19 protein-coding genes and 1 pseudogene are annotated in these 21,661 nt (G+C 71.5%); 16 read left to right on the forward strand and 4 right to left on the reverse strand.

Features of this window, described 5'->3' with window-relative positions; genetic code table 11:
• The first annotated feature begins 28 nt into the window (after window positions 1-28).
• The 5 genes from AB0I89_RS06310 to AB0I89_RS06330 are packed head-to-tail and all read left to right on the forward strand — an operon-like array spanning window position 29 to window position 4,250.
• The gene (locus AB0I89_RS06310) at window positions 29-1,333 is read left to right on the forward strand and encodes a TrpB-like pyridoxal phosphate-dependent enzyme (protein WP_357121091.1); all 1,305 of its coding nucleotides are present in this window, start codon (window positions 29-31) and stop codon (window positions 1,331-1,333) included.
• Window positions 1,334-1,392: 59 nt separating this feature from the next.
• Window positions 1,393-2,091: a flavodoxin family protein gene (locus AB0I89_RS06315; RefSeq protein WP_357121094.1), complete on the forward strand. Its 699-nt coding sequence runs from the start codon at window positions 1,393-1,395 to the stop codon at window positions 2,089-2,091.
• Entirely contained in the window at window positions 2,081-2,428 is a 348-nt protein-coding gene (locus tag AB0I89_RS06320; protein WP_357121097.1) for a cupin domain-containing protein, read from the forward strand. Before AB0I89_RS06315 ends, AB0I89_RS06320 begins: the two co-directional genes overlap by 11 nt.
• Window positions 2,425-2,793 (forward strand): chorismate mutase, encoded by a 369-nt coding sequence (locus AB0I89_RS06325; RefSeq protein ID WP_357121100.1) that lies wholly within the window; start codon window positions 2,425-2,427, stop codon window positions 2,791-2,793. Before AB0I89_RS06320 ends, AB0I89_RS06325 begins: the two co-directional genes overlap by 4 nt.
• Entirely contained in the window at window positions 2,790-4,250 is a 1,461-nt protein-coding gene (locus tag AB0I89_RS06330) for a UbiD family decarboxylase (RefSeq protein ID WP_357121103.1), read from the forward strand. Before AB0I89_RS06325 ends, AB0I89_RS06330 begins: the two co-directional genes overlap by 4 nt.
• Here the strand turns inward: AB0I89_RS06330 and AB0I89_RS06335 are convergent.
• Together AB0I89_RS06335 and AB0I89_RS06340 are read right to left on the reverse strand one after the other, a co-directional pair.
• Window positions 4,195-5,706, reverse strand: coding sequence for a PLP-dependent aminotransferase family protein (locus AB0I89_RS06335; RefSeq protein WP_357121106.1), 1,512 nt, complete (start codon window positions 5,704-5,706; stop codon window positions 4,195-4,197). The genes AB0I89_RS06330 and AB0I89_RS06335 overlap by 56 nt on opposite strands.
• Window positions 5,707-5,729: 23 nt before the next feature.
• A complete protein-coding gene (locus tag AB0I89_RS06340; RefSeq protein WP_357121109.1) occupies window positions 5,730-6,224 on the reverse strand; it encodes a MarR family transcriptional regulator in 495 nt (164 codons plus the stop codon).
• Window positions 6,225-6,426: 202 nt separating this feature from the next.
• Between AB0I89_RS06340 and AB0I89_RS06345 the strand changes: the two genes are divergently transcribed.
• Window positions 6,427-6,801: a DUF6069 family protein gene (locus AB0I89_RS06345; protein ID WP_357121112.1), complete on the forward strand. Its 375-nt coding sequence runs from the start codon at window positions 6,427-6,429 to the stop codon at window positions 6,799-6,801.
• A 52-nt stretch (window positions 6,802-6,853) separates the two neighbouring features.
• On the opposite strand, the gene AB0I89_RS06350 is transcribed toward AB0I89_RS06345, so the two are convergent.
• Window positions 6,854-7,237 carry a DUF6223 family protein gene (locus tag AB0I89_RS06350; protein WP_357121115.1) on the reverse strand — a complete coding sequence of 128 codons (384 nt, stop codon included), beginning with the start codon at window positions 7,235-7,237 and terminating at the stop codon, window positions 6,854-6,856.
• 216 nt (window positions 7,238-7,453) lie between these two features.
• On the opposite strand from AB0I89_RS06350, the gene AB0I89_RS06355 reads away from it, so the two are divergent.
• From AB0I89_RS06355 to AB0I89_RS06365, 3 genes are all read left to right on the forward strand, one after another.
• Entirely contained in the window at window positions 7,454-8,572 is a 1,119-nt protein-coding gene (locus tag AB0I89_RS06355; protein ID WP_357121118.1) for a histidine kinase, read from the forward strand.
• Window positions 8,569-9,231 (forward strand): response regulator transcription factor, encoded by a 663-nt coding sequence (locus AB0I89_RS06360; protein WP_357121121.1) that lies wholly within the window; start codon window positions 8,569-8,571, stop codon window positions 9,229-9,231. Before AB0I89_RS06355 ends, AB0I89_RS06360 begins: the two co-directional genes overlap by 4 nt.
• A gap of 79 nt (window positions 9,232-9,310) precedes the next feature.
• Window positions 9,311-10,219, forward strand: coding sequence for a hypothetical protein (locus AB0I89_RS06365; RefSeq protein ID WP_357121124.1), 909 nt, complete (start codon window positions 9,311-9,313; stop codon window positions 10,217-10,219).
• 117 nt (window positions 10,220-10,336) lie between these two features.
• On the opposite strand, the pseudogene AB0I89_RS06370 reads toward AB0I89_RS06365, so the two are convergent.
• Window positions 10,337-10,723: pseudogene (locus AB0I89_RS06370) on the reverse strand (helix-turn-helix transcriptional regulator); the annotation flags it as partial.
• Window positions 10,724-11,114: 391 nt separating this feature from the next.
• Here AB0I89_RS06370 and AB0I89_RS06375 point away from each other — a divergent pair.
• The 7 genes from AB0I89_RS06375 (at window position 11,115) to AB0I89_RS06405 (ending at window position 21,402) form a co-directional block, all read left to right on the forward strand.
• Window positions 11,115-11,933, forward strand: a complete 819-nt coding sequence (locus AB0I89_RS06375; RefSeq protein ID WP_357121127.1) for a basic amino acid ABC transporter substrate-binding protein — start codon at window positions 11,115-11,117, stop codon at window positions 11,931-11,933.
• Window positions 11,934-12,011: 78 nt separating this feature from the next.
• On the forward strand, window positions 12,012-12,806 hold the full coding sequence (locus tag AB0I89_RS06380; protein ID WP_357121130.1) for an amino acid ABC transporter permease: 795 nt from the start codon (window positions 12,012-12,014) through the stop codon (window positions 12,804-12,806).
• Between the two features lie 5 nt (window positions 12,807-12,811).
• Complete coding sequence (locus tag AB0I89_RS06385; protein ID WP_357121133.1) at window positions 12,812-13,648, forward strand: amino acid ABC transporter ATP-binding protein; 837 nt, start codon at window positions 12,812-12,814, stop codon at window positions 13,646-13,648.
• Between the two features lie 231 nt (window positions 13,649-13,879).
• Window positions 13,880-14,884: a multicopper oxidase domain-containing protein gene (locus tag AB0I89_RS06390; RefSeq protein ID WP_357121136.1), complete on the forward strand. Its 1,005-nt coding sequence runs from the start codon at window positions 13,880-13,882 to the stop codon at window positions 14,882-14,884.
• Window positions 14,885-14,903: 19 nt separating this feature from the next.
• Window positions 14,904-18,854 (forward strand): ThuA domain-containing protein, encoded by a 3,951-nt coding sequence (locus AB0I89_RS06395; RefSeq protein WP_357121139.1) that lies wholly within the window; start codon window positions 14,904-14,906, stop codon window positions 18,852-18,854.
• 8 nt (window positions 18,855-18,862) lie between these two features.
• Window positions 18,863-20,392, forward strand: coding sequence for a plastocyanin/azurin family copper-binding protein (locus tag AB0I89_RS06400; RefSeq protein ID WP_357121142.1), 1,530 nt, complete (start codon window positions 18,863-18,865; stop codon window positions 20,390-20,392).
• Between the two features lie 32 nt (window positions 20,393-20,424).
• Window positions 20,425-21,402 (forward strand): hypothetical protein, encoded by a 978-nt coding sequence (locus AB0I89_RS06405; protein WP_357121145.1) that lies wholly within the window; start codon window positions 20,425-20,427, stop codon window positions 21,400-21,402.
• Window positions 21,403-21,661 lie beyond the last annotated feature (259 nt).

Below are 21,661 nucleotides of genomic sequence, written 5' to 3' on the forward strand. Positions count from 1 at the left end.
ACCCACCCACCCCTCATCGGAAGGCGCCATGACGACGTCGAAGTTCGTGCTGCCCGAGAGCGACATCCCGACGACCTGGTACAACGTGGTTCCCGACCTGCCCAAGGGGCTGCCCCCGATGTTGCACCCCGGCACCCGGGAACCTCTCACCCCGGCGGACCTCGAACCACTCTTCGCCACCGGCATGATCGAGCAGGAGTTCAGCACCGAGCGGGACGTGGACATCCCCGGGCCGGTGCTGGACATCTACCGCCAGTGGCGGCCCAGCCCGCTCGTCCGCGCCCACCGTCTGGAAAAGGCCCTCGACACGCCGGCCCGGATCTACTTCAAGTACGAGGGGGTCAGCCCGTCCGGCAGCCACAAGCCGAACACCGCCGTACCGCAGGCGTACTACAGCAAGCTCGACGGCGTGCGGCGGCTGACCACGGAGACCGGCGCCGGCCAGTGGGGCAGCTCGCTCTCGATGGCCTGCACGTACTTCGGCCTCGACTGTGAGGTCTTCATGGTGCGGGTCAGCTACGACCAGAAGCCGTACCGGCGGGGGCTGATGGAGACGTTCGGCGCGTCGGTGACGGCGAGCCCGAGCGACCGTACCGCGGCGGGCCGGGCCGCGCTCGCCGCCGACCCGAACTCCACCGGCAGCCTCGGCCTGGCCATCTCCGAGGCGGTTGAGGCGGCGATGGCCAGCGGTGGCGCCGCCAAGTACGCCCTCGGCTCGGTGCTCAACCTCGTGTTGATGCACCAGACCATCATCGGCCAGGAGGCGCAACTCCAACTCGCCCTGGCCGACGACTACCCGGACGTCGTGATCGGCGCGGCCGGCGGTGGCTCGAACTTCGCCGGGCTGGCCCTGCCGTTCCTGCGCCGCCAACTGGGCGGCGGCCCGGCCGTGCGGTTCGTCGCGGTCGAGCCCTCCTCCTGCCCGTCGCTGACCCAGGGCACCTACGACTACGACTTCGGGGACACCGCCGGCCTCACCCCGCTGACCAAGATGCACACCCTGGGCCACGAGTTCCGCCCACCGGCCATCCACGCCGGTGGACTGCGCTACCACGGCATGGCGCCGATCATCAGCGCGCTGCGGGACCTCGACCTCATCGAGGCGCGTGCCGTGCCGCAGACCGCCTGCTTCGAGGCGGGCGTGCTCTTCGCCCGCAGCGAGGGGATCGTGCCGGCGCCGGAGTCCACCCACGCCGTCCGGGTGGCGGTGGACGAGGCGCTGCGCTGCCGGGAGACGGGCGAGTCGCAGGCGATCGTCTTCTCCCTCTCGGGGCACGGCCACTTCGACATGCAGGCCTACATCGACTACTTCGCCGGAAAGCTGACGGACTGACCTCGCTGGGGCGGACGCCGTCGTGGCGTCCGCCCCCGCGCCGAGCACCGGGGGCGCCAATGCACAGCGAAGCAGCCACCATCCTCGCCATCAACGGGTCGGAACGGGCCGGCGGCAACACCGACCACGCCATCGCGCACGCGGGCCGGCTGATCGCCGAACGCGGCGCGACCCTGCGCACGATCGTGCTCCGCGAGCACCGCATCTCGCCGTGCAGCCCGTGCGGCGACTGCAACAGCCGAACCCTGCCCTGCCGGGTGGACGACGACGTCCCCGCCCTGGTGGAGCAGATGGCCGCCGCCGACGGACTCATCTACGCGGCCCCGGTGCACGGCTTCGGCCTCGCCCACCTCATGCAGGTCTTCATCGAGCGCGCGGGCGTCGGCTACCTGCGGTTCAACCGGCCGCTGGCCGACAAGGTCGGCGGCATCATCGTCACCGGACGTCGGTACAGCGACTCCTCCGTGCACAACCAGATCGTCAACAACCTGCTGCTCAACAGGATGATCCTGGTGGGCAGCGGATTCCCCGTCCTGTTGCGCAACACCACCGGCAGCCCCGGGCTGACCGACGCCGAAGGCGTCGACGCGCTGGAGCGGATGGTGCACCGGATGCTCGACATGGTGCAGCTGCTCAAGCGGCACCAGCGGGTCGACGGTGGCCCGGTCCTGCCGCGCCGGGACCGCAACGAACGCGTCCCGCGGCCCCGCCGCGCCGAAACCGTCCAGAGCAGAGGAGATATCGAGAATGTCCACTGAGCAGGTCGCCACTCCGGTCGGCATCGACTTCCCGGCCACCGAGTGGGAGAGGTGGGACAAGCCGGGCGCCGAGGGCCGGGTCAAGATGACGTACGTGGGCGGTCAGCGGCTGCGCCTGCTGGAGCTGCCACCCGGCTTCGACGAGCACCACTGGTGCCTGCGCGGGCACACCGGCTACGTGCTCCAGGGCGAGTTCACCATCCACTTCCGGGACCGGTCGGTGCCGTGTCGCCCCGGCATGGGGTTCGTCATTCCCGACGACGAGGAGCACCGGTCGCAGGGCAGCGACGCCGAGCCCACCGTCGTCTTCGTGGTCGATGAGGTTCCGCAGCCGTGAGCGACCCGCAGAGCGTCGCCTCGCCGGCCGGGTCGACGCCGGCCGGCGACGCCGACGGGCCGGCCCGGATCGCCGAGCTTCGGGTCGCCATCGACGGGCTCGACCGGCAGATCATCGCCCTGCTGGCCGAGCGCACCCGGGTGGTGCGGGAGCTGACCGTGCACAAGACGGACGAGGGGACGGTCCGCTCACCCGAGCGGGTGCGGCAGGTCCTCGACCGCGTACACGCCCTGGCGGTCGGGCACGGCATGCCGCCCGAGGTGGCCGTCGGCACGTACCGCGCCCTCATCGAGGAGCTGACCCTGATGCAGCTCGACATGTTGGCGGCCCGCCGCGCCGCCGCCGCGGCGACGGACACCAGATGAGCCACCGTCTGCCCGTCGACCTGCGGCACGCCCTGGCCAGCCTCGACCCGCTCCCCGGCGAGCTGGTGCGGGTCGCCACCGAGCTGCCCGCCCGCTACGGCGTGTCCGCCCACTACGCCCGCTGGGCGGGCGCGCCCGCCGCCCCTCCCACCGGCGCCGGCCCCGCCGTCCTCTTCGACCGGGTACGCCCCGACGACGGACCCACCCGGGCGGTGCTGATGGGCCTCTACGGCACCCGTCGACGAGCCGCCGGCCTGCTCGGGTGCACGCCCGCCGAGCTGCCGCACCGGCTGCTTGACGCGGTGGCCGCCCCCCGCCCGGCGGAGTTCGCCGCCGACGCGTCCCGCTGGCTTCGCGAGTCGCTGCCGTTGGACCTGACCGCGCTGCCGGTGCCGGTCCTCACCGACGAGGACGCCGGGCCCTACCTGACCCTCGGCGCGGTGCTCGCCACCGACCCGGACACCGGGGTCCGCAACCTGTCCGTGCACCGCATGTGCGTGCAGGGGCCTGACACGCTGACCATCTGGATGGTGCCGGGACGCGACCTGGAACTCGCGTACCAGGCCGCCCTGCGCCGGGGCCGCCCACTGCCGGTGGCGATCCACCTCGGCCTCAGTCCGGCGGTGCTGCTCTCCTCCTGCTGCCCGACCTCGCTGGTCCCGCCCGACCTCGATGAGCTGGCGGTGGCCGGCGCGCTCGCCGGCCAGCCGGTGGAGCTGCTGCCCTGCGCCACGGTGGACGCCGAGTTCATCGCCCACGCCGAGTACGTCATCGAGGGTGAGCTGCTGGCCGACCACGCGCCGGAGAGCGCGCACGGCACGGTGGCCACGCCGGAGTTCCTCGGCTACCAGGGTCGCGCGCACCCCTGGCTGCCGCTGATCCGGGCCACGGCGATCACCGCCCGGGAGAGCCCGATCCTGCAGGCGGTCTCCGGGCCCGGGCACGAGCAGTCGATCCTGCTCGGCTTCGGGATGGAGGCCGCCGTGCTGGACGTGCTGCGGCGGCGGGGGACACCGGCGCTCGCGGCGCACTGCCACACCGCCGGTGGCGGTCAGCTCATGGTGGTGCTCCAGTGGTCGGCCAAGCGCGGGCCACAGGACGACGTCGCGGTGCGCGCCGCCGCCGAGGCGGTGCTGGAGCAGTTCCGGATGGCCAAGCTGGTGCTGTGCGTGGGCGAGGACGTGGACATCGAGTCCGACCAGGACCTGTGGTGGGCGATGGTCACCCGGTTCCAGGCCGATCAGGACCTGGTCGTGCTGCCCGACCGGGAGGGCTTTCCGCTCGACCCGAGCCAGCACACCGGCTACTCGCCGTCGCTCTCGGCCGACGGGCGCACGGCCAAGGCGGTGTTCGACTGCACCGTCCCGTACGCCCAGAGCGCGCGCTTTCACCGGCCCCGCTTCACCGAGCCGTCGCGTCCCGCACCGCGGCGGCCAGCAGCGCCACTCCCTCGGTGATCCGAGCGGTGGGCAACGCCGCGTACCCGATCAGGAAGGTCGGCTCGGTCGGCGGCCGGGTGACGAAGTAGCCCGAGGCGGGATAGACCCGTACGCCCCGGGCGGCGGCGGCGCGCACGATCTCGGCCTCATCGACGTCGTGCGCGCCGCCCAGGGTCACGAGCACGTGCAGCCCGGCCGCCGTGCCGGAGATCCGTACTCCCGCGCCGAAGTGTTCGTACAGCGCTTCCAGCAGCCGGGCGCGACGCTGGCGGTAGAGGCGGTCCATCCGGCCGATGTGCCGGGCGTACGCGCCGGAGGAGATGAACTCGGCCAACGCCTCCTGGGTCACCGTCGGGGTCAGCCGGTCGGTGATCCACTTGATGCCCAGGAACGACCGGACGAGGTGCGGCGGCAACACCGCGTATCCGATGCGCAGCGACGGGAAGAGGGTCTTGCTGAAGCTGCCGACGTAGACCACGTCCGCGTCCTGCGGGTCGGCGGCCAACGACGCGAGCCGCTCCTCGGCGAAGGTGAACTCGTTGTGGTAGTCGTCTTCCAGCACCGTCGCCGCGTGGTCGCGGGCCCAGCGCAGCAACGCCCGCCGTCGCCGGTCGGACATGATGAACCCGGTCGGGAACTGGTGCGACGGGGTGACGTAGACGAGGCGTACCCGGGCCGGGTCGAGGCCGTGTGCGCGGACCCGGCAGTCGATCTCGTCGACCCGCAGGCCCTCCTCGTCGACCGGGACCGGCACCACGGCGGCCCGCGAGTAGCCGAAGATCTGCCGCAGCACGGTGTGGCTCGGATCCTCGATGACCACCACGTCGTCCGCGCCGACGAGCAGCCGGACCAGGATGTCCATGGCCTGGGTCGCGCCGCTGGTCACGACCGTGTCCTCGCGGCGGGCGTCCAGCGCCCGGCTGCGTCGCAGCAGCGCGGTGATCTGGGTACGCAACGACGGGGAACCCTCGGCCGGGCCGTAGCCCAACGCCACCGCGTCCGCCCGGCTGACCGCGTCGGCGAGCGACTGCCGCCACCGGGTCACCGGGAAGCTGGCCAGCGCCGGGGTGCCGTGCCGGAAGTCGTACGTGCCGTCCGGCCGGTGCATCGGCGCCGGTTCCCAGGGCTTCCAGAGGGGACTGCCGGCGTCGGTGGGCAGCGGGGGCTCGGGTCGCAGGTGCGCGCGGGCGGCGCGGGGGACCCGCGGTGGCGCGTCGGCCGGGGCGGCGCTGACCCGGGTGCCGGAACCACGCCGCGACGTGAGCACCCCGTTGGCCCGCAGCAGCTCGTAGGCGCGGGTCACCACCGTCCGGGAGACCCCGAGCTGGTGTGCCAGTTCGCGGCTGGGCGGCACCGCGTCGCCGGGGCGCAGCCGGCCGGCGCGTACGGATGAGCTGATCTGGTCGCAGAGTTGCTGCTGCAACGGCACCGCACTGGCGCGGTCGAGCGTGACGAGGAGCTGGTCCGAACTCACCTGGGCATGCTCCCCGCTCGAGGTCAGGCTGCCCGGGAGGATCGCCTGCGGGCGGGGCGGTCGGTCTGCACGAATGTCGACAGTCGGCCCTGCACCAGCCGGCCGAGCACGTCCAGGAAGATCGCGCGGTCGCGCGACGGGACCGTGGCGAGGATGTCGTGCTGTAGTCCCGCGACGATCTGCCGCGCCTCGGCGACCAGCCGCTCGCCGTCGGGCGTGACGGTGACGATGCGGGCGCGTCGGTCGGTCGTCGAGGTGCGACGCCCGACCAGGCCGGCACGTTCCAGCTCGTCGAGGGTGACGACCATCGTCGTCTTGTCGATGCCGCACATCTCGCCGAGCTGGCTCTGGGTGAACTCGCCGGTGAGACCGCGATCGAGCACGCAGTAGGCACGCGTCGAGATGCTCAGGCCGGAGAGGGCGGCGGCGTGTTCCTGAGCCAGCGCGTGGGTGGCCCAGGACATCAGGAACATCAGGTCTGGTGTCGCGGCATCGGGCCCGGAGGTTCCGGTGGTCATGGCGGCAGCCTAGCAACTGGTTCGTGATTCGAACTATCTCGTAGCGGAGCATCGTCGCCTCGCGAACAAGTTAAGAACGAGATAGTAAAGAACAGAACCTTCTGATACGGTTCGATCTCGACAGCACGTCCCCTCCACTGAGGAGTCACCCCTGATGTCTGCGGAAGCCTCTGTTCCCCGTGCCGGTGCCAGCGCCTCGCGCGTGCGAGACCGGGCCATCGCCGTCGCGGTCGCCGTGCTCGCCGCCGTGGCCGTGTGGTCGATCGCGACCCTCGCCGGCGCGCAGCTCACCGTCGACCAGGGCGCCGGCCCGCGGGACGTCACGGTGCTCGCCGTCGTCCTGAACTCCGCGATCGCGGCGCTGCTCGGCTGGGGCCTGCTCGCGGTGCTCGAGCGCTTCCGGGCGAGCGCCATCACGATCTGGACGGGGATCGCTCTCGTCGTCCTCGTGCTGTCGCTCGTGCCGGCCTCCCTGGTCGACGCCTCGGCCGGCACCCGGGTCGCCCTCGTCCTGATGCACCTGGTGGTGGGCGCGGTCGTGATCGTGGGCTTCCGCAGGGGCGCGCGGGGCGTCTGACGGCGGGTGGCCCGCCCGTCCCGCTCCCGCGCGGAGCAGGACGGGCGGTCCCTCAACCTCGTACGCGCCGCAACGCGAGACCACCGAGGCCCAGGGCGGCCGACCCCACCACCAGGGCCACGTACGCCCCGCCCCGACCGTTGCCGGTCCCGATCCCGCTGTCGGAAGTCGCCACCACCAGCGCGCCGAGGCCCACGGCGAGCAGCCCGGACGCCAGGGCCACGGTCGCGCCGATCATCCCGCTGCCGGTGCCGACGCGACTGGTCGGGCGGGCCAGGGCCAGCGCGCCGACGATCACCCCCGCCAGGCCCAGCAGGCCGCCGACGCTCGCCCCGAGTCGACCGGTGCTCATGGTGGTGACGCTGGCCGCCAACGGCTGGTCCGGCGCGGCGATCCCCTCCAGCAGGGCGGACGTGGCAGCGGTGAACACCGACATGTGCTTCTCCTTCTCGTACATCGTGGTGTGCCGTTCGATCGTGTCGCCGCGCCGGCCGCCGGTCGTCCGGCAACCGGAGGCTCTTCGTCCTGCCGCGGCGGGCGCAGGCGGCTGCCGCGTACGACGCACCCGCCGCGCGACTACCACGGACGCGGTAGTCGACGGTCGTTCGCGCGCAGGAGTCGCCCGGTGCGCGCCCCGGGCTAGGGTGCGCGCATGAGCACAGGGCGTGCCGTTGTCCGGGACTGGGTCATCGCCGTCGGCGTGGCGGTGGTGCTGCTGGTCGCCGGGCGGTCCATGGGCCCTTCCACGATGGACCTCGACCTGCTGGGCTATGCGCTGCTGGCCGCCGGTGGTCTGGCGTTGGCGGCGCGTCGCCGGGCTCCGGTCACCGTCCTGGCCGTCACCGGGCTGTGCGCGGTGGGCTACCAGGCGGTCGGTTTCGACGTGCCGGCGGTCGCCTTCCTGTTCGCGGTGTACACCGGTGTGCGGGCGGGCCACCGCGTCGTCACGGTCGTCGCCGCCGTGCTGATGCTCGTCGCGTTGCCGCTCACCGCGCTCGCCCCACCGCAGGGTCTGCCGTTGGGCGACGCGCTCGCGCGGGCCCGGGGCGCCCTGGAGGTGGCGTGGCTGATCGCCGCCGGCGCGGCGGGGGAGGCGTTGCGGCAGGCCGAGCGGCGGGCCGACGAGGCCGAGCGCACCCGGGAGGAGACCGCGCGACGCCGGGCCGACGAGGAGCGGCTGCACATCGCGCGGGAGCTGCACGACTCGCTGACCCACCAGATCTCGATCATCAAGGTGCAGGCGGAGGTGGCCGTCCACCTGGCCCGTCGGCGTGGCGAGGCGGTGCCGGAGGCGTTGCTGGCGATCCGGGAGGCCGGCCGGGAGGCCAGCCGCGAGCTGCGCGCGACCCTGGAGGCGCTGCGGGACGACAGCAGGAACCCGCCGCGGGGCATCGACCACCTGCCGGAGCTGGTGCAGCGGGCTCGGCTGGCCGGGCTGGACGCGACGTTGACGGTGCGGGGGCCGCGACAGGCCGTGCCGGTGGCCGTGGACCGGACCGCCTACCGCATCGTCCAGGAGTCCCTCACCAACGTCGCACGGCACGCCGCCGCGGCCACCGCGTCGGTCCACGTCGACTACCGTCCGGACGCCCTCGCGATCCGGGTCGACGACGACGGCGCCGCCACGCCGGCCGCCGCCCCGGCGCCCGGCGTCGGGCTGCTCGGGATGCGCGAACGGGTCACCGCCCTGGGCGGTCGCCTGCACGCGGCGCCCCGCGACGGGGGCGGCTTCACCGTCCGCGCCGAACTTCCCGTCGGGCCGTCCGCGTGATCCGCGTCCTGCTGGTCGACGACCAGGCGCTGCTGCGCAGCGGCTTCCGCGCGCTCCTGGACATCGAGGACGACATCGAGGTGGTGGCCGAGGCGGCCGACGGTCTCCAGGGGTTGGCCCTCGCCCGACGTCACCTGCCCGACATCGCGCTCATCGACATCCAGATGCCGGTGCTGGACGGAATCGAGGCGACCCGGCTGATCGCCGCGGACCCGGCGCTGGCCGGCGTGCACGTCGTCATCCTGACCAACTACGGACTCGACGAACACGTCTTCCACGCGCTGCGCGCCGGCGCCGCCGGTTTCCTCGTCAAGGACATCGAGCCGGAGGACTTCCTGCACGCCGTACGCGTCGCCGCCCGAGGGGACGCGCTGCTCGCGCCGTCGATCACCCGCCGCCTCATCGACCGGTACGTCGCCGAACCACAGCACCTGCGGGTCCCGACCGGGCTGCGGGAGCTGACCAGCCGGGAACGCGAGGCCGTCGTCCTGGTCGCCCAGGGTCTGTCGAACGACGAGGTCGCGGCACGAATGGTGATCAGCCCGCTGACCGCCAAGACCCACATCAACCGGGCCATGGCCAAGCTGCACGCCCGCGACCGCGCCCAGCTCGTCGTCGTCGCGTACGAGTCCGGGCTGGTGGCCCCGCGTCAGCACTGAGGTCGGCGGCCCCCGGAGCAGGGACGGCGTCCAGGCTTGCCGCGCGGCGCCCCGGTCGACCCGTGCCATGATTGCGCCCATGGGCAAGCAGCAGCACGTCGGCGGGGCCGACCGGCACAGCGGGTCGGGAACCACGGCCGACCGTCCGACCGACGGCGGGGCGGACGCTCGACTCGCCCTCGCACAGGACCCCGCAACACCACAGATGACCCTCATCGACCTGGCGTCGGATGCATCGGTCACGGTGCGCAAGGCGGTCGCGGCGCGGCCGGACGCGCCCGCGCAGGCTCTGCGGACGTTGACCCGCGACCACGATCGTCAGGTCCGGGAGGCGGTGGCACGCAATCCCGCCACGTCGGTCGGCAACCTCCTGCGTCTCGTCAAGGACGCCGACCGGTGGGTCCGGTGGGCCGTCGCCAGCAACCCGGCCTGCGACGAGTCGGTCCGCCGGGTGATGGTCGCCGCGCCCGACAAGGAGCTTCGGGGCCTGCTCGCCGAGACCCGCGAGTTGGAGCCCCACCTCGCCGCCGAGCTGGTCGAGGACGCCTCACCCGAGGTACGCGAGCGGCTCGCCACCCACACCCACGACCCCGAGGTCGTCGTCGCCCTGTTGGCCGACCGCACCGTCCGCGTCCGCAAGGGGCTCGCCCGCAACCCGCGGACCACCGCCGCGCAGCGCAGCGCCCTGGCCAGGGACCCGGCGGTGGACGTACGGGCGGCCCTGGTCCGCGCCTTGGAGCTGAGCGAGGCGGATCTGGCAGGTCTGGTCGACGACCGTGCCGTGCAGGTACGCCTGGCCATGGCCACGTCCGAGCTCATCCCGTCGCACGTGCGGCAGGCGCTTAAGAACGACTCCGACGACATGGTGGCCGCCGCGGCACGTGACTATCGCCCCGGCGTCGGCAGCTCGCCGGTGGTGCGGGCACCCCGGATCGGGTCCCGTCGCCCCGACGGCGGCTCTCGCCGGCAGGGACGCGCCGCCACCTGACGTCGGCGGGCCCTAGGGGGTCCGCGCGCTCGGCTCACCGGCGCGATGTTCCCACCCGCGACGGGGCCGGCGGGTGATCCCGGCGCCGGTCGACGACGCCGCCTCGACCGGAAGGTCCCGGCCGGCGAGGCGGCGGAGCAGGTCGCGGATCTGGCGTTTGTCCGCGGCCGAGACGGTGTCGTCCAGCAAACGACGGCGGATGGTGCCCATGTCCGTCTCGACCTGCGCCAGCGCCCGGGGCGTCTCGGCCGCGTCCGGCATCGCGAGCGGCCGGATCGCGGCGGCGATGGAGAGGTCGAGGGTGGCGCAGAGGCTACGCACCTTCGCCAGCTCGGGGTAGCGCTGCCAGTCTCCGGCGAGCCAGCGGAACAGCGTCGAGCGGCTCACCCCGGTGTGGTGGGCGATGTCGCCGACGGTCCAGCCGTGTTCCTCGCGGGCGTCGTCGACGGCTTGGCGGACGAACTGCGCGAAGGCCATCTGAGGTGTCGTGGGGTAGGTGTCCATCCTCAGGTCCTGCCCTCCCATCCGGGTTGATCTGCCCTGCGGTGACGGCGGTACCACTGATCGTCTATCAGCTTCTGCGGCGGCGCAGCGGCGCTCGGGGCGCTGGCCTACTCCTTCGGGGTGGTGCGGATACTCAAATGCCGGTCGTCGCGGCGGATCGGCGGCGCGAACGCGCGGCCCGCCAGGGCGCACGGGTGGGCCTGGTCCCGTTCGCCGTCCCCTTCGGGGCCCACTGTCCCGTTCACGGCCTGTGATGGTCGCCGCAGCGCTGCGGCTACAACGCGTGACCTGAGTTACCGTTCGTCGAATCAGGTACCGTCCCCTGTCACACCGTCTTCGTACCAACCTGGCTGCCCGGCGCAACGGGAAGCCGAACCGGAGGGACACATTCGTGAGGGTCCGTAGCGCAGTCCGTCAGGCCGGCCTCGTCGTGGCGATCGCCGCTCTGGCGGTGACCGCGGGGTGTGCCAAGAAGGACGACAGCGAGGTCCAGGCCAGCGGGGTCAAGCTGGTCGAGGCCGGCAAGCTGACCGTCTGCACCCACCTGCCGTACCCGCCGTTCCAGTCCAAGGACGCCAGCGGCAAGGTCACCGGGTTCGACGTCGACGTGATGGACCTCGTGGCCAAGGAGTTGGGCGTCGAGCAGACGATCATCGACACGCCCTTCGAGGGCATCAAGTCCGGCCAGGACCTGAACACCGGCAAGTGCGACGCGGCCGCCGCCGGCATGACCATCACCGCCGAGCGGCAGAAGGTGATGAACTTCTCCGACCCGTACTTCGACGCGACGCAGGCGATGCTGGTCAAGACCGGGAAGCCGTACAAGTCGCTCGACGACCTGCGGGGCAAGAAGCTCGGCGTGCAGGCGGCCACCACCGGCCGTGACTACGCCCGCAAGTTCGAGAAGGAGAAGGGCCTGCAGCTCGTCGAGTTCGAGGATCTCGCCGCCCTGCAGCAGGCCGTCGCGAACGGTCAGGTCGAGGCCGCCGTCAACGACCTGCCGGTGTGGACCGAGTACCTGCGCAAGAACCCGGGTGGGTTCGCGGTGACCGCCGAGTTCGACACGGGCGAGCAGTACGGGTTCTCGGTGAAGAAGGACGCGAACCCGGAACTGCTCAAGAAGATCAACGAGACGCTGGCCAAGGCCAAGCAGGACGGCTCGTACGACACGATCTACTCCAAGTGGATCGGCAAGCGGCCGCACGCCTGATCGACGCTCCAAAGGGGTAGGGCGCGCGGACCGCGTGCCCTGCCCCGTCGGCACAATCCGGGAAGGCAACGAGCCAACGTGAAGCTGCGCCGCCGCCAGCGGGAACGACTGTCCCTCGGTATCCAGTACCTGGTCTTCGTCGCGATCATCGCCGCGGTGCTCCTCGCCGCGGACTGGGGCCGACTGGCCGACGCGTTCTTCCGCGTCGACATCATCGAATCGATGTTCCCGACGATCATCACCGTGGCGCTGCGCAACACGATCCTCTACACGTTGGGCGCGTTCGCCTTCGGCCTCGTGTTCGGGACCGTGCTCGCGCTCATGCGGCTGTCCCGGGTGGCGCCGTACCGCTGGCTGGCGACCGCGTACATCGAGCTGTTCCGGGGGCTGCCGGCGCTGCTGGTGCTCTTCCTCGTCGGGTACGGCATCCCCATCGCCTTTCCGGAGCGGCAGATCCCCGGCGGCGTGTTCGGCTCGATCGCGATCGGTCTCGGGTTGACCGCCGCGGCGTACATGGCCGAGACCATCCGCGCCGGCATCCAGGCGGTGCCGAAGGGGCAGATGGAGGCGGCCCGTACCCTCGGCATGTCGCACTTCACCGCCATGCGCACGATCGTCATCCCGCAGGCGTTCCGGATCGTCATCCCGCCGCTGACGAACGAGCTCATTCTGCTCACCAAGGACTCGTCGCTGGCGTACGTGCTGGGCGTGACGGCACAGACCATCGAGGTCACCAAGTTCGGCCGGGACATGCTCAACGACCGGGTGAACGCCACCCCGCTGCTGGTGGCCGGCCTCGCCTACCTGGTCATCACCCTGCCGCTGTCCCAGGTGGTACGCCGCCTCGAACTCCGCTACGCCAAGGCCCGGTGACCCGCATGACGACCAGCCCGTCCCGTCCCGCCGTACAGATCCGTGACCTGCACAAGTCGTTCGGGCCGATCGAGGTGCTCAAGGGCATCGACTTCGAGGTCGGCCAGGGCGAGGTCGTCTGCGTGATCGGGCCGTCCGGGTCCGGCAAGTCGACCCTGCTGCGCTGTGTCGACCTGTTGGAGGAACCCACCGCCGGCACGATCTGGGTGAACGGCGTGGAGATGACCGACCCGGACGTCGAGATCGACGCGGTCCGCCGGGGCATCGGCATGGTGTTCCAGTCGTTCAACCTGTTCCCGCACCTGACCGTGCTCCGCAACCTCACCGTCGCGCAGCGCAAGGTGCTGCGCCGCTCGCGCGCCGAGGCCGAGCGGATCGCGCGGGCCAACCTGGAGCGGGTCGGCCTCACCGACAAGGCCGACGCGTTCCCCGCGCAGCTCTCCGGCGGGCAGCAGCAGCGGGTCGCGATCGCCCGGTCGCTCTCGATGGACCCGAAGCTGATGCTCTTCGACGAGCCGACCTCGGCGCTCGACCCGGAGTTGGTCGGTGACGTGCTCACCGTCATGCGCGGGCTCGCCGAGGATGGCATGACGATGATGGTGGTCACCCACGAGATGGCGTTCGCCCGGGACGTCGCCGACCGGGTCGTGTTCATGGACGGTGGCGTCGTCGTCGAGCAGGGGCCGCCGCAGGAGGTGCTGGGCGCGCCGAAGCACGAACGGACCCGGGCGTTCCTCTCCCGCGTCCTGGACCCGACGCACGCGCGGGTCGGTCAGCCCGAGCAGCCGCCGGCGCCACCGGAAACCCCCAGCCTGCCGGCCGACGACCGGCACGGTCTCTGACACCACCAGCGCCGGCCGATCGATGGCCATTGTGATGTCGCGGTAATCTTCCTGCAATCAGACCTGTACTTTCGTCGATGGATTACATAAGTTGGGTTCATCCATCGAAAGTTCTGAGTCTTCCGAGCGAAGTCCGCGACGATCCTCACCCCAGTCGTGCTGCCGCCTTGTGCTCGGCGGTCGATGCACCCTGCGCTCGTCGCGTCTTCGCCCGGTCGGGAACGGAGACCCATGGACGATCACGCCGTTGGCTCCCATCGCCACCTGTCCCGCCGATCACTGATCGCCACCGGGGCGCTCGCCGCCGGAGCGTTGGGCGCGTCCGCCCCCACGCTCGGGAGCGCCTTCGGAGGCAGCCCCGCGCAGGCCGCCGCCGGAGTGACCAGGAAGGTCACCATCTACGCCGAGCAGTTGCCCGGCGGGCTGTACGGCTACGGCCTCGCACCCGGCCAGGCCACCGTGCCCGGACCGGTGCTGGAGATCTACGAGGGTGACACCCTGGAGATCACCCTGGTCAACACCACCGACCAGCGGCTGTCCATCCACCCGCACGGCGTGGACTACAGCACCGACTCGGACGGTAGTCCGTTCAACGACTCCTTCAACGACCCCGGCGAGACACGGACGTACGTGTGGCGCTCGCACGAGATGGTCGCGGCCTCGGGTCGCCGGTACATGCCGGGCAGCGCCGGCTACTGGCACTACCACGACCACGCCATGGGCACCGACCACGGCACGGCCGGTGTCGCGAAGGGACTGTACGGCGCGCTGATCGTCCGGCGTCGGGGCGACATCCTGCCGGAGAAGCAGTTCACGGTCGTGTTCCACGACATGACGATCAACAACCGGATGGCCCCGAACACGCCCATGTTCGAGGCGAACCTGGGCCAGCGGGTGGAGTGGCTCGCCATCGGGCACGGCAACCTGTTCCACACCTTCCACCTGCATGCCCACCGCTGGGCGGACAACCGCACCGGGATGCTCGAAGGGCCGGCCGACCCGAGCCTGGTCGTCGACAACAAGGACCTCAACCCGGGCAGCTCGTTCGGGTTCCAGGTGCTGGCCGGGGAGGGCGTCGGGCCTGGCGCGTGGATGTACCACTGCCACGTGCAGAACCACTCCGACGGCGGCATGGCCGGGATCTTCCTGGTGCGCAACGCCGACGGCAGCATGCCCCCCGGCGCCGAGGAGGCGATCCACCGGTTCCAGGGCCACACCCACACGCACGGAAGCTGACCGAAAGGTGGGGACGGGGATGACAAGAGACCTACGACGTACCCTCGCCGCGATAGCGGCCTTCGCCACGCTGATCCCGGCCACGACCACGGCATCGGCGGCGGCAGCCGCGCCGCGAGCGGCGAGCGCGGCGCCAGCGCCGACGCAGCAGAGCGGCACGGCCGTGCTCGTGTTCCACGGGCCGGTGGCCGAACAGCAGGACCCGGTGGCGCGCGCGGTGGACACCATCCGACAACTTGCGGCCAGTCATGACATCGATGTCATGGCCACCACGGACCCGGGTGTGTTCACTCCGACCAAGCTGTCCGCGTACCGGAGCGTGGTGTTCCTCTCCGCGACGGGCGCCGCGCTCAACCGCGACCAGGAGTTGGCGCTCCAGGCCTACCTGAAGGCCGGCGGCGGCTTCGTCGGCATCGCCGACGCCGCCCGCGCGCAGGTCGACTCGACCTGGTTCACCGGCCTGATCGGCGCCCGCCCGGCCGGCGCGATCCCGGTGGCCGAGCCGGTGGCCCGGGTGACCGCCAGCGGCGAGAACCCGCCCACCGAGACCAAGGAGAAGCTGACCGACGGCGACGCCAACACGAAGTGGCTGGTCCGCACGCCCACGGCCTGGGTGACCTACGAGCTGGCCGCACCGAAGAGGATCACCGGGTACGCGCTGACGTCGGCCAACGACTTCGTCGGGCGGGATCCGAAGGACTGGACCCTGCAGGGCTCAACGGACGGCCAGAGCTGGACCGATCTGGACCAGCGCACCAACCAGACGTTCGCCGAACGGTTCCAGACCCGGCGGTTCGACATCGCTTCGCCGCAGGAGTTCAGCCGCTACCGGCTGAACATCACCGCCAACAGCGGTGAGCCGCTGATCCAGCTCGCCGACCTGCGGCTGTTCACCGGCACGGCCACCGCGCCGCCGCCGACCCCGGTGAACCGGGCGGTGGTCGACATCCTGGACCGCAAACACCCGGCCACCGCGTCGCTGCCGCTGACCCTCACCCGGTCGGACCGCTGGGACAACTGGGAGACGAACCCGATCGGGGCGGTGCACACCCTCGCCCAGGTCGAGGAGCGGCACTACGACCCGGGTCCGGGCGCGAACGGTCCGTTCCACCCGGTGTCCTGGTGCCGGGACTACGACGGCGGGCGGTCGTTCTACACCGGCATGGGCCACACCGAGGGCAGCTACGGTGAGGAGGCGTTCCGGGCGCACCTGACCGGGGCGCTGAACTGGACCACCGGCCGCGTACGCGGTGACTGCCAGGCGACGATCGCCGCGAACTACAAGGTCGAACGGCTGACCGCCGCGAACCAGACCGGGCAGCTCGACCAGATCGGCGAGCCGCACGGGCTCACCATCGCCCCCGACGGCACCGTCTTCTACGTCGGCAAGGCGGCCTGCCCGAGCGGCCCGATCGCGGACTGGAACGATCCGAAGGTCGGCCTGGGCTGCGGCACCATCCACTCCTACGACCCGCGCAGCAAGCAGGTCAAGCTGCTCACCACCCTGGAGGTGATGGGCAACCGGGGCAGCGGCTCGGAGTTGGTCAAGAACGAGGAGGGTCTGCTCGGCATCGTGCCCGACCCGACGTTCGCCGAGAACGGCTGGCTCTACGTCTACTGGATGCCACACGAGTCGATCGACCGGGTCAAACGGGTCGGGCAGCGCACCATCTCCCGCTTCACCTACGACCGGACGACCCAGACGATCGACCAGGGCACCCGCAAGGACCTGTTGCGGTTCCCGGTGCAGATCCACAGCTGCTGCCACGCGGGTGGCGGCATGGCATTCGACGCCAAGGGCAACCTCTACGTCGGCTCCGGCGACAACAACTCCTCGGAGGGGTCGCAGGGCTACTCCGGCAACAACTGGACCGAGGAGTACCAGGGGACCTCGTTCCAGGACGCCCGCCGTACGTCGGGTAACACCAACGACCTCGCCGGAAAGATCATCCGGATCCACCCGGAGGCGGACGGCACGTACACCATCCCGCCGGGCAACCTCTTCCCGCCGGGCACGGAGAAGACCCGCCCGGAGATCTACGTGATGGGCGTGCGCAACATCGCCCGCCTCCAGATCGACCCGGTGCACCAGTGGCTGACCGCCGGCTGGGTCGGCCCGGACGCCTCGTCGCCCAGCCCCACCCTCGGTCCGGCGAAGTACGAGACGGCCACCATCATCACCTCGGCCGGCAACCAGGGCTGGCCGTACTGCATGGGTAACCGGCAGCCGTACCGGGACCGCAGCAACACCGACGCCAGCGTGCTGACCGGCTGGTACGACTGCGACAACCTGAAGAACACCTCGCCGCGCAACACCGGACTGGAGGACATCCCGGCGGCCCGGGACAACATGATCTGGTACTCGCCGGACGGCGGCGGCCCGGTCTTCCCGAAGCGGACCGACGGCAGCGGCCTTCCGACCTACGTCGCGGCCGACGCCACCTACACTCAGCCGTACCTGCGCGGCGGCGGGCAGGCCATCATGTCCGGCCCCACGTACCACCGCAGCCTGGTCGACACCGACAGCGGCGTCGCCTGGCCGGAACACTGGGACGGCAAGTGGTTGATCGGCGACCAGTCGAACCCGGTCAACCGGGTCGCGGTCACCGTCGACGAGGCCGGGGTGCCGCAGGCCGCCCCGCCGGTGTACGCCGAGTCGCTGCGGGCCATCATCCCCAGCGGCAACGGCGACAACCGGTTGCAGAGCTGGATGGACGCCAAGTTCGGCCCGGACGGCGCGCTCTACCTGCTCGACTACGGAGGCGGCTTCTTCAGCCTGAGCCCCAACCAGAAGCTGATCCGGGTCACCTACACCGGTGGCGCGCCCACCCCGGCGCCCGCAGCGACCTCGGTGGCCGTGCAGAACAAGCCGCTGACGATCGCCTTCACCGGCTCGAAGTCCGGCGGCGTGAGCCACCGGTGGGAGTTCGGCGACGGCGGCACCTCGACCGAGGCGGACCCCCGACACACGTACGCCAAGGTGGGCACCTACACCGCGAAGCTCACCGTCACGTACGCCGACGGCGCGACGGCGACCGTGCGGACCACCGTCACGGTCGGCTGCGCGGTGCCCGACGCCCGGGCCACGGTCTGGCTCGGCGACACCGACACCGGCGTGCCCAGCCGGACGGTCGGGCAGGGCTGCACGATCAACGACCTCGTCGACGACGAGAGCACCTGGCCCGACCACAACGCCTTCGTCCGGCACGTCAGCGCGGTGACCCGCGCGTTGCAGGACGACGGCCTGCTCAACACCCGTGAGGCGGGCACGCTCACCCGGCTGGCCGCCGCCTCCGACATCGGCCGGGACGGTCGCACCGGGTACGAGCCGCTCTACGACGGCACCGCCGAGTCGCTACGCGGTTGGGAGCAGGCCCCGACGGGCTCGTTCAGCATCCAGCCCGACGGGGCGCTGCGCTCCAGCGGCGGCCTCGGCATGCTCTGGCACACCAGGGAGCTGGGCGACTTCTCGCTGAAGGTGCAGTTCAAGGACATCGCGCCGGGCACCAACCGGGCCAACACCGGTGTCTTCATCCGCTTCCCGGACCTGCGGGTGCCGCTGGAGCAGCGGCCAGCGGGCAGCTGCGGCACCATCGGCTCGGCCCGGACCTCGACCGCCTGGATGGCGATCTACTGCGGACACGAGATCCAGATCTACGACGGCGAGAGCGGCGAGCCGCAGAAGACCGGCTCGGTCTACAACTTCGACCCGGTGCCGCTCGCCCAGGCCGGCATCACCCCGAAGAACGTGTGGAACGACTACGAGATCCGGGTGGTCGGGCAGCACTACACGATGATCCGCAACGGCGTGGTGATCAACGAGTTCGACAACACGCCGGGCAAGCAGTCCTCCCGGGCCGGCGACCCCCCGACCGACCTGCGGCAGTTCCTGCGCGGCTTCATCGGCCTGCAGAACCACGGTGACAACGACCTGACCGAGTTCCGCAACATCCGCGTGCGCGAACTCTAGGAGAGACGATGATCCGACGACTCACGGCCGCGCTGGCGGCGGTCCTGCTCACGGTCGCGCCGTTGGCCGCGCCACCCGCCTCCGCCGCCCCGCGCGCCGCCGCGGACCAGGTGCTCACCTGGACCGCCGACGACAACACCACCCGCTACAAGTCCGTCCCCACCACCGCGGTGGCCGGCGCGACGACAATCGTCTGGGAGAACAGCGCGGCCACCGGCAACACCACCGGAATGCCGCACACGTTGACCTTCGACACGTCCACCGAGGGCTACAACCACGACGTCACGCTCAACATCCTGGCGAGTCCGTTCGACGCCAACAACGGCCGGCACGAGGCGACCGTCACGCTGACGCCGGGCCGCTACCGCTACTTCTGCTCGATTCCCGGCCACAGCCAGATGGTCGGCGAGTTGGTGGTCACCGACGGCGGGGGAGGCGGCGATATCACGCCACCGACCGTCACCGCCGCCGTGTCCGGTGACCGCGACGGCGACGGCAACTACGTGGGCGCGGCGACGGTGACCGTCACGGCCACCGACGCCGGTTCCGGTGTGGACACCGTCGAATACCAGGTCGACGACACCAGCTTTCAGCCGTACACCGCGCCGGTGCAGGTAAACGCGGTCGGCGACCACTCGGTCCAGTTCCGCGCCACCGACCGGGACGGCAACACCAGCGCGGTCGGCTCGGTGTCGTTCCGGGTCGTCGAGCCGACCGAGGAGGACACCACCGCGCCGACGGTCACGGCCGCGCTGACCGGCGACCGCGACGGCGACGGCAACTACGTCGGTACGGCCACCGCCACGCTGACCGCCACCGACGCCGGGTCGGGGGTCGCCACCATCGAGTACGCCCTCGACGGGGCCGCCTTCACGGCGTACACGAGCCCGGTCGTGGTGACCGCCACCGGGATGCACATGCTGCACTACCGGGCCACCGACGTGGCCGGTAACACCTCGGCCGAGCAGATGGCCCACTTCACCGTCGTCGCGCCGCCGGCCGAGGACACCACCGCACCCACCGTGACGGCCACGGTGGCCGGCGACCGGAACGGCGACGGCGCGTACGTCGGCGGCGCGACCGTGACCGTCACGGCCACCGACGCCGACTCGGGCGTGGCGCGAACCGAGTACGCCCTCGACAGCGGCGCGTGGACCGCGTACACCGCGCCGGTCGTCGTCCGTACCGTCGGGGCGCACACCCTGCGCTACCGGGCGACGGACACTGCCGGTAACACCGCCGCCGAGCAGTCGGTGACGTTCACCGTCGTGGCCGACGGCACCGACGCCTGCCCCGCCTCCGACACGCGGGAAACGGTGGTCATCGACGGTGTCGACACCGGCGTGGCGAACATCGACACCGGTGACGGCTGCACCATCAACGATCTCATCGACGAACACGCCGACTACCCCGGCCACGCCGACTTCGTCCGGCACGTCGAGGCGGTCACCACCGCGCTGGTGACCGCCGGAACGCTCAGCAAGCGCCAGCAGGGCGCCATCGTCCGGGCCGCGGCCCGATCGGACGTCGGCGCATGAGCCCCCGCATCTCATTCAGAGGGAGAACCACGATGCCCGGACGTACCGTCGCCAAGCTGGCCACCGTGAGCGCCGTCATCGCCGCCTCGGTGCTGGCCGTGGCGCCCACCGCCCACGCCGACCTGGTCACCCACTGCATCGGCACCGGCGGCGCGGTGACCGTGCCCAACGACCTGCTCGTCCCGGCCGGTGAGTCCTGCGCGCTGACCGGCACCACGATCACCGGCAACGTCACCGTCGCCGCCGGCGCCAACCTGGTGGTCACCGGCGGCCGGGTCAGCGGTGAGGTACGGATCGCCGCCGACGGCTACCTCGACGCCACCGAGACGACCGTCGACGGCCAGGTCGTGCTGGCCGCCGGGGGCTACGGCGTCTTCCTGTCCGACGCCCGGACTGGCGCGTTGACCGTCCGGCCGAAGGGTTCGGCGACCATCGACAGCTTCCTGTTCGCCGAGGCGTCGACGATCGGCGGAAACGTCACCGTCGGCGCCGGTGAGGTACGCCTCGACCAGGGCACCCAGGTGACGCGCAACGTCAGCAGCACCGGCACGTACTACACCGACGTGCACGACTCGTTCGTCGACGGCACCCTCTCGGTGCTCAACAGCGCCACCGGCAGTGTGGTGTGCGGCAGCGCCGTGCAGGGTCGGGCGACCTTCGCCGGAAACCTGGGCGGCGTGCAGCTCGGCCCGAACGGCACCCTGGACAGTTGCGCGTCGGGCGGCTACTGGGGCGCGGACGTCAGTGTCACCAACACCACCGGTGGCGTCACCGTCGACGACAACATCATCAACGGCCAGTTGACGGTGACGGGCAACGACCCGGCCGCGCAGGTGGCGGCGAACAACCGCATCCGGGGCGGCGTGACGGGTGACCAGGCCGCGCCGACCGCCAACCGGGCGGCCCGAATGTCCGCCGCCGACCGGGAGGACGCGGGCGACGAGCGGGCTGAGGTCCGTCGTACCTCGGCGGTGCAGGAGGCCACCGAGGCGGGCGCGGCGAAGCTCTGACCGATCGACGTGACGGTGACCGGTCACCCCTCGGGGTGACCGGTCACCGCCGTCATATCGGCCCGGACCGTCGCGAGCCGGGTGGGGCTGCGACGGACCAGCACCAGCCCGACCCCGACCCCGGAGACAGCTGCGGGTGGGGTGTCGGAGCGCCCAGAACTTGCCAGCGAGGGGGTTATGAGGGACTTGGCCGCTCGGTAGCGTTGAGGCAACGTCGGCCCTGGATACGGCTGGTGTTGTCGCGCTACGAGGAGGTTCG

The organism is Micromonospora sp. NPDC049801, assembly GCF_040656575.1.
Taxonomy (GTDB): Bacteria; Actinomycetota; Actinomycetes; order Mycobacteriales; family Micromonosporaceae; genus Micromonospora.